Origin of the sequence: Xanthomonas albilineans (assembly GCF_002939705.1) — a bacterium.
Classification (GTDB): domain Bacteria; phylum Pseudomonadota; class Gammaproteobacteria; order Xanthomonadales; family Xanthomonadaceae; genus Xanthomonas_A; species Xanthomonas_A albilineans.
Genome location: NZ_MDCB01000005.1, coordinates 131,834 through 144,537, shown reverse-complemented (window position 1 = coordinate 144,537; position 12,704 = coordinate 131,834). Strand labels below are relative to the sequence as shown.

Below are 12,704 nucleotides of genomic sequence, written 5' to 3'. Positions count from 1 at the left end.
CAGGAGATACACCGATGTCCAGCACTTTCGTCCCCTCGTCCCCGGCCGCCTTGCCGGCCGAACCGCTGGCCACGCGACTGGCAGAATCCGGCCTGCTGCCTGATACGCTCCTGCGCGCAGCGATGCGTCGGCTGTGCACACAACGCCTGCGCGAGGAGCGCGCTGGTGGTGCCGACGCAGCCTGGGAACGCCAACGCAGGTTCATCGCCTCGCTACGCGAAAGCGCCATCGCGATCGAAACCGAGGCGGCCAACCGCCAGCACTATGAGGTAGCGCCGCGCTTCTTCGAGCTATGCCTGGGCAAGCGCCTGAAATACAGCAGTTGCTACTGGGATGCGAGCACCGCCGATCTGGATGCCGCCGAGGAGCGGATGCTGCATCTGTATGCCGAACGCGCCCAATTGCACGATGGCCAGCGCATTCTGGAATTGGGCTGCGGCTGGGGCTCGCTGACCCTGTGGATGGCCGAGCAGTACCCTGGTGCGCGCATCACTGCAGTGTCCAACTCGCGCCCGCAGCGCGAACACATCCTGGCGCAATGCAATGCACGCGGGCTGGACAACGTCAAGGTCATCACCCACGACGCCAATACCCTGACCCTGCCCGCCGCCAGTTACGACCGCGTGGTCTCGATCGAAATGTTCGAACACATGCGCAACTATCGCGAACTGCTTGCGCGGATCAGCAACTGGCTGGTGCCGGACGGGCAGTTGTTCGTGCACATCTTCTGTCACCGCGACCTGGCTTACCCATTCGAGGTGCAAGGCGAGGACAACTGGATGGGACGGCACTTCTTCACCGGCGGACTGATGCCGGCGGCCGATACATTGCTGCAATTCCAGGACGATCTGACCCTCGAGCAACGCTGGCTGCTATCCGGACAACACTACGAAAAAACCGCCAACGCCTGGCTGCATAACCAGGACCGGCATCGCGAGGAACTGATGCCAGTGCTGGAGGCCACTTATGGCGACGATGCCAATATCTGGTGGCAACGCTGGCGCATGTTCTGGATGGCGTGTGCGGAACTATTCGGCTACGAACAGGGCCAGCAGTGGGGCGTGGCGCATTACCGATTCGTGCGGCGCTGAGAAACCGCAACGCGCAGCATGGTGTCGAGACCGAACCGCCATCGAACGATGTCAGTTACAACATGGCCGCCATTCCAGTGAAAGCCCGCTGGTTTGGCGGCAATCGCATGCTTTCTTCCGCCATGGGGCAGCCTCGGCCACGACGTGCTACCAGCAATGCGTCGCCACCGAGGTGACTCCTGGCGCAAACGCAGGCATTGCTGCGCACGCAGCAGGCACCAGAAGCTCCCCAGGTTACTGCCGCTACCTATGCCGCCGCGGTGACCACGATTTCGATCTTCCATTGCGGATTGGCCAGCTTGGCCTGCACGGTGGCACGCGCTGGCGTGTTGCCTGGGCTGACCCAGGCTTCCCAGACTTTGTTCATTTCGGCGAACTCGGCCAGATCGGTCATGTAGATCTCCGCACGCAGAATCCGGCTTTTATCGGTAGCGGCAAGGGCCAACAACCGATCGATCGCCGCCAGCACCTGACGGGTCTGGCCAGCGATGTCGGCACTGGCATCATCGGCGATCTGTCCGGCGAGATACGCCACACCGTTGTACACGGTCATCTCCGACATACGTGGGCCGGTATCGAAACGCTGGATCATGGGCATTGTCCTGAAGTGGGAAGACCGGGCCATTGTCGCGCGATTGCGTCGCGGCTGCAGGCAGCGATCGCCACAGGCAATAGGCGACCAACACCAGCCACGCCAGGATCAATGCGATGGTCAGTTTTTGAGTCCGCCCGCGCAGCGGCGTGCGCCATAGCACATGCAACCGCATCGCAGCGAACGCCACCCCCTGCGCAGTTCCCGCACTGCGCTGCCGCACGACCTGCCGACGCAGCCAGGCGCTCTGCAACAGCATCGCGCTGGTCAGGCACAGGAACGCGGCTTGCGCCGATAAGGCATGCACCAGCGGTGCAAGCCGCGGTGCTTGCTGCGGCAGGTAACTTTCCCCGATCACGAGCGCACACAAGCCCATTGCCGCCACGACGAACAACAACACCGGTACAGCGCTACGCGTCCGCGCGGTGCCTGCGCATACAGCCCGGCTGCCAGCATCGCGTCGGCGGCCAACAGGACATAGACGCTCCTCAACAACAAGCCACCTGGGCCATGCCATGCAGGTATAAGCTCAGCGTGGCCTGCTGCCAGTGCAGATCGAGGCGGGTCACTTGCAATCCCAGCACCCCCCAAGAAATAGCAAAGCAAGGACCAGCGCCAACACACCGGCCAAGCGCGGCCAACGCGGTGGCGAGACGGGGCGGACACAGGCATCGGCAACTGCGGATCGTAGGAAAGGTACCGCAGATCGCGACCGGCGCCACCGATGCCGCAGCACAGACACCGTGCCGACCTGCGATTCCACTATCATGCCAATTGTCGGTATGCCGGTATAGCACTGGTCAACCGACATCACGATAGACCGTCTCTCTTCCGCCGCTTGCAGTTCCGCCCTGCCTCCATGGCATGCTGCTTGCGGCGCGTCCACCATCCTCTTCTGCCCACGCACACTCGTAATGACCGACGCCGCGTCCTCCGCTTCCCCTGTCTCCGGCTGGCGCCGCGCGCTGCCGGTACTGGCCAGCCTGGCGATCCTCGCCATGGCGCTGCATGCGCTGGACAGCGAGTTCAGCACCCACGGCTACAGCGCAATCCATCATGCGTTCAACCAGCTCGGACTTAGCCAGATCGTCCTGACCATGCTACTGGGGCTGAGCAGCTACGCCTGTCTGATCGGTTTCGATGCGATCGGCCTGCGTCGCAGCGGTCGCACCCTGCATCCGATGCGGATCAGCGTCACCGCGTTCCTGGCGCACGCGGTCGGGCAGACGCTCGGCTTCGCCGCGTTGACTGGCGGGGCGGTGCGCCTGCGCGGTTACGGCCGGGTCGGCTTGAGCCTGGCCGAAATCGGTCAGGTCGTGCTGATGAGCACACTCGGCTTCTCGTTCGGCGCCTGGCTGTTGCTGGCGCTGGCGCTGGCCCTGGAGCCGGACGCGGCCGCACTGGCCTTGCCGGTCGGCGCATCGGCGGTACGGGGCATCGGCATCGCGCTGCTGCTCGGCTTCGCCGCGATGCTGCTGCTGGCCGGACGCGACGGGCGCACGCTGCACTGGCGCGAGCATGCACTTTGGCTGCCGGACCGGCGCACCACATTGGGCGTGACCTTATTGAGCGTGGTCGAACTGGGCCTGGCCAGCGCCGCGTTCTACGTGCTGCTGCCGAACGAATCGGGAATCGAGTACATCGGCTTCGTCGGCCTGTATCTGGTCGCGGTGGTGGCTGGCCTGGTTTCCACCGTGCCAGCCGGCCTGGGCGTGTTCGAATGGAGTCTGCTCAAGCTGCTGCCTGGCGTCGCGCCGGCGGCGGTACTGGCTGCGGCACTGATTTACCGCGTCACGTATTACGTGGTGCCGCTATTGCTGTCGGTGCTGATGGCCTCGGTTTCTGGCCTGCGCCAACCGCTGGTCGCCAGCGCCGGTGGCGTCCGCGTCGCCTGGCGCACGCTGCGCCCGTGGCTGCCGCAGATCATCGCCATTGCGGTGTTCGCGGTCGGCGCGGCGTTAGTCATCGACGGTACCCTGCCCACCCCGAAGCGGCGCCAAGGCGTGGCGCCATTGTCGATCGTGGAAACATCGCACCTGCTGGCCAGCCTCGGCGGCGTGGTACTGCTACTAATCGGCCAGGGGCTGCAACGGCGCAGCCACTCGGCCTGGGCCATGGCGATCGGCATCTGCGTACTGTTGCCGTTGCCGGCGTGGCTGCGTGGCGGCCATGTCTCGGTGGCACTGTCCTCGCTGGTGGCGGCAATCGGCCTGTGGGGGGCGCGACGCGAGTTCTATCGCGAGGGTGCACTGCTCGACGAAGCCTGGTCGTGGCCATGGCTGCGCAACCTGGGACTGGTGTTAATCGCCACCGTATGGCTGCTGTTTTTCGTCTACAGCCACGTCGAATACCAAAACGAACTGTGGTGGGAGTTCGCCACATCGGCCAACGCCCCTCGCGCGCTGCGCGCAGTGTTGTTGGTCAGCGTGGCGGTGGTGGTGTTCGGGCTGGCGCGGTTGCTGCACAGCACACGTTCGCCATTGCCGTCAGCCGATGCAGCGCAATTGGACGCACTGATGCCCGTATTGGCCGACGCCACCGACACTCAAGCCTGCCTCGTCATGACCGGCGACAAGGCACTGCTACCGGCTGAGAACGACCACGGCTTTGTGATGATGCAGCGCTATGGTGGCTCGCTGGTGGCGATGGGCGACCCGGTGGGGTCGCCGGACATCGCCCGTGCGTTGATCTGGCGTTTTCGCGAAGAAGCCGATCGGATGGGCCTGCGCCCGGTGTTCTATCAGGTGGGCGAGCAACATTGGCAGACCTATCTGGATCTGGGCCTGACCCTGGTGAAGCTGGGTGAGGAAGCGCTGGTCTCGCTGGAAGGTTTCCATCTTGAGGGCCGCGACCGTGCCGACCTACGCCAGGCATGGAACCGTGGCAAGCGCAGCGGATTGAGCTTCCGCATCGTTCCACCAGCGGATGTCGATGCGCTGCTGCCGATCCTGGCAGACATCTCGCAACAGTGGCTGGAGGAAAAGGCCGGTGACGAAAAGGGATTTTCTCTTGGCAGCTTCGATCCGGACTACCTACGTCGGTTCCCGATCGCGTTGGTGGAGTGCGAGGGCAAGGTCGTGGCCTTCGCCAACCTTTGGCAGGCACCGGCTAGCAAGGAATTGTCGGTAGACCTCATGCGACATATCGCCGATGCGCCCAAAGGCACCATGGACTTCCTGTTCATCGAACTCTTCCTGTGGGGTCGCGACCAGGGCTACAAGCGCTTCTCGCTCGGCATGGCACCGTTGTCGGGTCTGGCCCAGCACCGACTGGCCGGACGCTGGAACCGCTTCGGCAACCTGATCGTGCGCCACGGCGAGCGTTTCTATGGTTTCACCGGCCTGCGCCGCTTCAAGTCCAAGTTCAACCCGACCTGGCGCACCCGCTACCTAGCCGCCCCAGGCGGCATGCACCTGCCGGCAGCGCTACTAGACGTGACCCGGCTGATTTCGCTGGACCCGCGCAAGCCGGAGTGAAGCTGAGGCTCGGGACGGCGATATCCCGTCGCGCGCCACATCGCCGCCAAACGATGCGATGGAAAAACCGCGAGGCTTTCGCAAAAATAGCGTCATGCCTTCACCTGGAACATGACCGTTTGTGTCCGGCAAGCGCAGCACGAGTCGCGATGCTCTATCGAAAAGCGTTGCAGACGCGCGCCGCGCCTGCCGCAAGACTGACGCGAAACCGTGGGCCGACGAAAACCCAACTCGCGCACTCGGAACATGAGCGGCGCGTTGCCACGGCACAACCCTCAGTTCACCCGCTGCAGGATCTCCTTGGCCACTGTCGCATAATCGCCCTTGAAATGATGGTCACCCGGCAGTTTGACCAACTGCACAGCGCCCTTCGGCAGCCTTGGACACAGCGTATCGTCATCGTCTTCGCCGTAGATGCACATGGTCTGCGCCGGCGGCATCTTCGTCAGTTCCGGGACGATCGGCAGGCCGTCGTCGTCGCGAGAGCTGATCCAACTGGAGACGTGGAACTCGTAGTCGACCTTCTTGTCCAGCGACAACAAGGCGGTCAGTCTCACCTGATCCCGCATCGGCGCTGGCAATCGATTGTAAGCGGCAGGCAACACATCCGCGCCCTGCGAGAAGCCGATCAACACGACTTTTTCGCGCTTCCACAAGCCGCTGTAGTGGCGATAGATGCGATCCAGATCGGCGGCGATCCCCTGCGGGGTGCGTTCGCTCCAGAAATAACGCAGCGAATCGACCCCCACCACCGGGATACCGGCCTCGGCGAGCGCGCCAGCGACGTGCTGATCGGCCCATGCCCAGCCGCCGTCCCCGGACACAAAGATCGCGAACACATTCGCGTTGCCCGCGCTCACCGCGGTCGGGGTGACCGGCACCTCGACCACCGGGAGGCCGGCAAGGTCAACCGGGATCGGCGGCAGACTGACACCAGGCCGCGCACCCAACGAACGCACCGCCGCGAGCAGACCAGGCAGCGCGTCGCCACTGACGCCAAGGCGGAACTGGCGTGCCTGCGGCACCTGCTGCACGAACGCATCGCTTTGCTGGCGGCAGCGATCCTGAGTTTGAGCATCGATTGCAGCCAACCACGGCACCGACAACGCGCTCGGCTTCAGCGCGTGCACCCCCAATTTGACACCAGCACCGCATATCCGGTCGTAACGGACCTGCGTCGGACAAAAATCCTCGGTCAGCAGGCCCGCCAACTCATGTTTAGGCGCCTGCGAAGCGAGCGCATAGGCGACTGCGGCGCCGTCACCGTCGCCGACCAGTAGCGGCAGATGATAGGTCGGCACTTGGAAGTCGGCTTGCAGGTAGCGCGACAAGTTTTCCACATCGCCGAAGGAGAAACCGCATTTGTCGTTGTTCTTGGTCAACACCGCCTGCAGATGTGCGCTGTCGATCACCGCGACCATCGCACCATCCTGGCGCAGGGCTTCGACTTGGCGCATGCGGTCGGCCTCGCCGCGCTTGTCGCCGGCAAACCACAGCACCACGCGCTGCGCATCGCCCTTCGGCAACAGCACTGGCACATGCTCGAAACTACCGTGGGTGATGAGCTTTTCCGCCACCGCCATCGGGGCCGGTACGCTGGAGGGCGCACTCGGCGCCACCACACGCAGGGCCGCCGCAGCGAGCATCGGCGCCAACAGCCCGCTCAGTCCACATCCCCATATCCAAACACCACGCGTTTGCATCATCAGACAATCCTTGAAAAAGCCTGTTAAAGATAATCCCGAACCGCAGCGGCGCGAAGCGCCACGTGCGACTCGGTTCATCTGGGGTACGCCGGACGCGTTCGCCATCGCCGCCCATCCATCGCCGTAGCCGGGTCAGCCATCCGCGACCGCCTCGGGATGGCGCAGGCGCCACTGCGCCAACGCATGCAAATAGCGCGCCAGTTCGTCGTGGTAGACATCATGGACGCACAGGGGACAGCCGCTGTCGCAGCAGTCGCCTGGTGCCGGCGGCGATGGCGGCTGCGGTCTGGGATCGGCGTGGGCGTTGGAATCGGGCATAGCACTCCATGGTGGCAGACCGCGCTCGGCAGGGATGCCCATTGTCGCGAGGGCAACGATGGGAAACCGACACGACCACGCAGCCAAGGATGCGACATAGGTTGGCACACGCCGCCACATCCTAGCGCGCATGTGATAAATCGCTCGGCAAGAGAATTCCGGACACTAGCACTGCCCGCCGCTGTCCGCCGACAACGCAGTCGTTTCACCACTCTTCTGCACACACTTGCCGCACGCGTCCACAACGGGTAGATACAAACGCGGCATGGCCAAGCGCGCACAGTGCATGGACGCAACCAAGCCAGACGCATGCACGTCGCGGCCGCCCTGCACCGACCCCAAGGCGATGTTGCGCATCCAAGCACGCCAGGCCACGCTGACGTCCGGCACACCCAGCAGCAGCAACGCACTGTCCCAAGAAACCGACGCGAAATCGGCACCGCCATCCCCATCTCTGCAGTCGCGAATCCTGGCAGCATCGCGCTGCAGGCACCTTGGCCCACCCACACAGAGGACTCCCGATGACCGAGACCGCTTCCCCGCTGTTCACGCCAGTGCGCCTGGGCGCAATCGCACTGGCCAACCGCATTGTGATGGCGCCACTGACCCGCAACCGCGCCGAAGGCGAGGATCGCCTGCCCAGCGCACTGGCCGCCGAGTATTACGGTCAACGCGCCAGCGCCGGCTTAATCGTGGCCGAAGCCACCCAGATCAGCCCGATGGGACAAGGCTATAAGGACACGCCGGGAATCTACAACGACGCACAGGTCGCGGCCTGGAAGCCGATCACCGATGCCGTGCATCGCCGCGGCGGCAAGATCGTGCTGCAATTGTGGCATGTCGGCCGAATTTCGCATGTCAGCCTGCTCCCAGGCGGCGCCGCGCCGGTGGCACCCAGCGCATTGCGCGCGGATGCAAAGACCTATACCGCCGACGGCTTCACCGACGTATCGACACCACGCGCACTGCGCCTGGACGAAATTCCCGGGCTGATCGAGGACTACCGCCGCGCCGCGCGCAACGCCATCGCCGCCGGCTTCGACGGCGTGGAAGTGCATGCCGCCAACGGCTATCTGATCGACCAATTCCTGCGCGACGGCAGCAATCACCGCGACGACGCGTACGGCGGCAGCATCGAGAACCGCACACGGCTGCTGTTGGAAGTGGTGCAGGCGGTGGCGCAGGAAATCGGTGGCGAGCGCACCGGCGTGCGCCTATCGCCGGTCACTCCCGCCAACGATGCACGCGACAGCAATCCACAGCCGCTGTTCGAGCGTGCGTTGGAACGCTTGGACCCGCTGGGCTTGGCCTTTGTACACGTGATCGAAGGCGCCACCGGCGGCCCCCGCGACAACATCGCCTTCAACTATGCCACGCTTCGAGCAAAATTCCACGGCCCTTGGCTGGTCAACAACGGCTACGACAAGGCCATGGCAGAAGAGACGATTTCCTCTGGTCGCGCCGACGCGGTGGCATTCGGACGTCCTTTCATCGCTAATCCGGACCTGGTGGAACGCCTGCGCCGCAACGCCCCGCTGAACGCGTTGAATGCGGACACGCTCTACGGCGGTGGCGCCAAGGGCTATACCGACTACCCGACACTGGACTGACCCATGCAGACGGCGGCGACGCACCACTGCCGCCGCCGTGGCACTCAGGTCTTGCAACGCCTCACCTTGCCAGCATGCCGACCGCCGACACGGGTCGCACGCATGACCGGCAACGCTTGCATCGCCGCGCTGCTTAGCACACAGTGCGCGCCCGTCCCGTTCCCGGCAGCGCCATGCGACTCGGCATCGACTTTGGCACCAGCAATTCCGCCGCCGCCGCAGTGATCGATGGCCACGTGGTGCAGATCGGCTTCGGCGAGCAATTGCAGTTCCGCACCACGGTTTACTTCCCCGAGGCAATGCGCGACCCGGCCGATTTCGACCTGACCCCCGCGCTGGAACAACAGGTGCAGGAACTGATCGACACCGGTCACCGCGATACCATCGCCGCTGGACGCGAACGCAGCCGCGATGCACTGCGCCGCGATGCGATCCGGGTGGTGCGGCGACAGTGGATGGAAACGCAGATCCGCGAACCGCGCAGTTCCGCAGCACTGTTGCAGAATGCGGTCTACGGCGATGCCGCACTGGACGCGTATTTCGTCGAGGGGGAAGGCAACCTGGTGCAGAGTCCCAAATCAATGCTGGGCTACAACCTGCATCCGCGCGCGCGCCAGACCATCGCCGGCATTGCCGCACACATCCTCGAACACATCCGCCTGACCGCCTCGCAACAGCTCGGCGTGCAGGTGCGGCGCGCACTGCTCGGACGCCCGGTGCAGTTCCGCAGTTCGATCGGCGAAGCCGGCAACGCGCAAGCACTGGAGATTCTGCAGGACGCGGCGATCACCGCCGGCTTCGACGACGTGGCGTTTCTGGAAGAACCAGCCGCTGCGGCCATGCACTACCACGCTGTCAGCCGCGAGCGACACGATGCGGTGGTGGTGGACATCGGCGGCGGCACCACCGACATCGCCCATGCCAGCGTCGGCGGCGACGCAGCGCCGCAGGTCCATCGCGCCTGGGGCATCGCCCGTGGCGGCACCGACATCGACCTGGCGCTGAGCCTGGCCTGCTTCATGCCACTGTTCGGCCGCGGGATCACGCGAGTACCCTCGCACCACTACGTGGAGGCGGCGATGGTGCAGGACACCACCCGCCAGCGCGACTTTCGCCAGCATCGCTACGATGCGGTGCCCTCGCCCTACGACGCGCGCCTGCAAGCCCTGCAGCACGCAGGCAACACCGCGCGCCTGTACCGCGCGGTGGAACGCAGCAAGATCCGTCTCAGCGACACCGCGCAGCATAGCGAAACCCTGGAATACATCGAAACCGGGCTACAAGTGCAGGTGTGTGCCGAGGCCTTGTCACAGGCCGCGCGCAGTTATCGCGACGCGCTGGAAGCACTGCTCGCACAGGTGCGCCAGGAGATCGGCGGCGATCCGGCCGCCGTCTTTCTGACCGGTGGCATGTCGCGCGCCAAGGATTTGCAGCAACTGGTCGCCGCCGCATTCCCGCAGGCACGCCTGGTGCATGGCGATCCCGCGTTCGGAGTGGTACAGGGCCTGGCGCTGGCCGCAGCACACGACTGAGCAGCGACGCGGCCCATCCCTCGGCCACCACACGGGTAACGAAACCGCTATCCCCTAAAACCGCAACAGCGTGTCCGGGGGTAAACCAACCCCGTTCATACGCGCCCGTCGCGACTGGCGTAATATGCGTTAATACGCTTCAGCATCAAGTCGTTACACGCGTCTCGTCCGGCCCTCCCTTTCTGTCGCCCGACTCGCCCCCTTCTCGCTCCAGGCTCTACCCCATCGCCGAGCCTGCTTCACCGGGAGCGCCCGTGTCCGCCGTTATTTCCCAACCGCATCCGCGCACCTGGACGGATCACGCCGCCGTTTCTTGTGTGCATCGTTCTGCCCAGCAGCGTAACAGCCGCAACCGCCCATGAAGACGCCAACGGCACCGCCGCACAGCAGCAAAACGACCATTGCCTGCGACCGCTGCGATGCGATTTGCTGCCGTCTGACCGTGCTGCTGATGCCCGAGGACCAAATCCCCAAACACCTCACCGAACACACCCGCGACGGCCTGCTCGCGATGGCGCGCGACGAGGAGGGCTGGTGCGTGGCCGTGGACAGCAAGCGCATGTGTTGCTCGATCTACGCGCAACGGCCGGCGATCTGCCGCAAGTTCACCATGGCAGGTCCGTACTGCCGCGACATCCGCCGCATCCACAACGACCAGTTGCGGCGTGGCATTCCGTTGACAATGTACTGATTTCAGGAGTTCGACCATGGCACGCCCCATCAGCAAGACCACTGCGTCCAGCAACAAACTCGGGCGCGGCGCCAATGCCGTCGACAAGACGCAGAAGGGCCTCAGCCGCGAGCGTATCGAGGCGGACATGGCCGCCTTCCGCAAGGCCGGCGGCCGCATCGAAGTGCTCGGCACCACCCGCGTACTGAAGAAAGTCGGCGAACTCGAAGCCGGCTAGACGCGCGCACTATGCGCGGTCTTCACGCCGACTACGCATACTGTCTGCTCTTCGTCGCCATCACGATCCCGTATGATTCTGCGTTCTCAGTCCGCGGAACTGGGCCAGCCTGCTTACGGCAACTGCGGCGACGCAGAACCGTTGGATTTCGCAGTGCACATGGCGTTCCAGCCGATCGTCGATGCCGCCACACGCACGATCTACGCCTACGAGGCGCTGGTCCGCGGCGAAGACGGCAGCAGCGCCGCCGCCATGTTAGGACGTGTCCGGCCAGAGCAACTGCACCACTTCGATCAAACCTGCCGGGTGCAGGCAATTGCCACCGCCACTCGCCTGGGCTTGCGCACGCGCCTGTCGATCAACTTCATCCCCAATGCGATGTACGAGCCGACGACTTGCATTCGTATGACCCTGGCCGCCGCCGAGCGCTTCGGCATGCCGATCAGCGGACTGATCTTCGAACTCAGCGAATCCGAATACATCACCGACCTACCCAAAGTGATGCAGATCCTGAACCGCTGCGCAGAGCATGGTTTTCTGACCGCGATCGACGATTTCGGCGCCGGCCATTCCGGCCTCAATTTACTCGCCGATTTCCAACCGCACTTAATCAAACTGGACATCGGCCTGATCCATGGCATCGATACCAGCGCAACACGTCGGCACATCGTCGGCGGTATCGTGCAAATGGCCGCTGCACTCGGCTGCACCGTGCTCGCAGAAGGCGTTGAAACGCCTGCCGAGTACCATGCCTTGCGCACGCTGGGAATCGACCTATACCAGGGCTATCTGTTCGCCAAGCCCGCATTGGAAGCGTTGCCGCGCATCCCCACCGCACTGTGGAAACGTCTGGAAGGCACAGGCTGACACCGCGCTCGCTGATCCGCGCACTTACCAGATCAGATCGTCAGGCACCTGAAAACGGCTGTAATACGGATCGTCCTCCCCGCTGCTGGCAAGCGGCGCTGCCAAGGCGTCGAATATGATCGCCGTCGGATCGCGACTGGCGACCTTGTCCACCACCGCACGCGGAATCGGCGCATAACCCGCCTCCAGCCGCGCGATCACCACGCTGCCGGCGATCAACTGCGCGCGCAACGCCGCATCCACCCGCAGCCGTTGAATTTTTCCAGCATCGACGAAGTGATAGTCGATCTCGCCATCAGCCTTGAGTTTGTGGCTTTCCACGATCTGTCGCGCTTGCGCGCGCTGCTCCTGCGCCCGCAGCTGCGCATTGCGCTCGGCGGCCAGAGCGCGGTCGCGCTCCACCCGTTCCTGGCGCAGCCGCTCGCTCTCCACTTGTTCGGCACTGGGCGGCGGCGGTGACTTGCCCTGACGCGCCTTGGCCTGTTCCCGTGCCACCTGGGACACCTGACTCTTCTTGACCAAACCGGCCTTGAGCAACTGCTCCTGCAAGGGATTACGCATCGAAACCTTCCGCGGAACCGCTATCTAGGAACCGAATGATACC

At 64.3% G+C, this 12,704-nt stretch carries 11 protein-coding genes; 7 read left to right on the top strand and 4 right to left on the bottom strand.

What is annotated here, in order from left to right:
* Window positions 1-14: 14 nt before the first annotated feature.
* Window positions 15-1,091: an SAM-dependent methyltransferase gene (locus XalbCFBP2523_RS06640; protein WP_045766198.1), complete on the top strand. Its 1,077-nt coding sequence runs from the start codon at window positions 15-17 to the stop codon at window positions 1,089-1,091.
* A gap of 247 nt (window positions 1,092-1,338) precedes the next feature.
* Here XalbCFBP2523_RS06640 and XalbCFBP2523_RS06635 read toward each other — a convergent pair whose 3' ends face one another.
* Window positions 1,339-1,683, bottom strand: a complete 345-nt coding sequence (locus tag XalbCFBP2523_RS06635; RefSeq protein WP_012916976.1) for a RidA family protein — start codon at window positions 1,681-1,683, stop codon at window positions 1,339-1,341.
* Window positions 1,684-2,597: 914 nt separating this feature from the next.
* Here XalbCFBP2523_RS06635 and mprF point away from each other — a divergent pair.
* Complete coding sequence (gene mprF / locus XalbCFBP2523_RS06625) at window positions 2,598-5,159, top strand: bifunctional lysylphosphatidylglycerol flippase/synthetase MprF (RefSeq protein WP_045766199.1); 2,562 nt, start codon at window positions 2,598-2,600, stop codon at window positions 5,157-5,159.
* A gap of 275 nt (window positions 5,160-5,434) precedes the next feature.
* Here mprF and XalbCFBP2523_RS06620 read toward each other — a convergent pair whose 3' ends face one another.
* Together XalbCFBP2523_RS06620 and XalbCFBP2523_RS06615 are read right to left on the bottom strand one after the other, a co-directional pair.
* The gene (locus XalbCFBP2523_RS06620) at window positions 5,435-6,805 is read right to left on the bottom strand and encodes a virulence factor family protein (RefSeq protein ID WP_052687961.1); all 1,371 of its coding nucleotides are present in this window, start codon (window positions 6,803-6,805) and stop codon (window positions 5,435-5,437) included.
* Window positions 6,806-6,997: 192 nt separating this feature from the next.
* Entirely contained in the window at window positions 6,998-7,183 is a 186-nt protein-coding gene (locus XalbCFBP2523_RS06615; protein WP_045758377.1) for an oxidoreductase-like domain-containing protein, read from the bottom strand.
* Window positions 7,184-7,704: 521 nt separating this feature from the next.
* On the opposite strand from XalbCFBP2523_RS06615, the gene XalbCFBP2523_RS06605 reads away from it, so the two are divergent.
* From XalbCFBP2523_RS06605 to XalbCFBP2523_RS06585, 5 genes are all read left to right on the top strand, one after another.
* Entirely contained in the window at window positions 7,705-8,793 is a 1,089-nt protein-coding gene (locus XalbCFBP2523_RS06605; protein ID WP_045766201.1) for an alkene reductase, read from the top strand.
* A 173-nt stretch (window positions 8,794-8,966) separates the two neighbouring features.
* The gene (locus XalbCFBP2523_RS06600; RefSeq protein ID WP_045766202.1) at window positions 8,967-10,325 is read left to right on the top strand and encodes an Hsp70 family protein; all 1,359 of its coding nucleotides are present in this window, start codon (window positions 8,967-8,969) and stop codon (window positions 10,323-10,325) included.
* 358 nt (window positions 10,326-10,683) lie between these two features.
* On the top strand, window positions 10,684-11,016 hold the full coding sequence (locus XalbCFBP2523_RS06595) for a YkgJ family cysteine cluster protein (protein ID WP_012916983.1): 333 nt from the start codon (window positions 10,684-10,686) through the stop codon (window positions 11,014-11,016).
* A gap of 16 nt (window positions 11,017-11,032) precedes the next feature.
* Complete coding sequence (locus tag XalbCFBP2523_RS06590; RefSeq protein ID WP_012916984.1) at window positions 11,033-11,233, top strand: hypothetical protein; 201 nt, start codon at window positions 11,033-11,035, stop codon at window positions 11,231-11,233.
* 72 nt (window positions 11,234-11,305) lie between these two features.
* Complete coding sequence (locus tag XalbCFBP2523_RS06585) at window positions 11,306-12,100, top strand: EAL domain-containing protein (RefSeq protein ID WP_012916985.1); 795 nt, start codon at window positions 11,306-11,308, stop codon at window positions 12,098-12,100.
* Window positions 12,101-12,124: 24 nt separating this feature from the next.
* Here XalbCFBP2523_RS06585 and XalbCFBP2523_RS06580 read toward each other — a convergent pair whose 3' ends face one another.
* A complete protein-coding gene (locus XalbCFBP2523_RS06580; RefSeq protein ID WP_045766203.1) occupies window positions 12,125-12,661 on the bottom strand; it encodes a DUF2058 domain-containing protein in 537 nt (178 codons plus the stop codon).
* Between the last annotated feature and the right edge of the window lie 43 nt (window positions 12,662-12,704).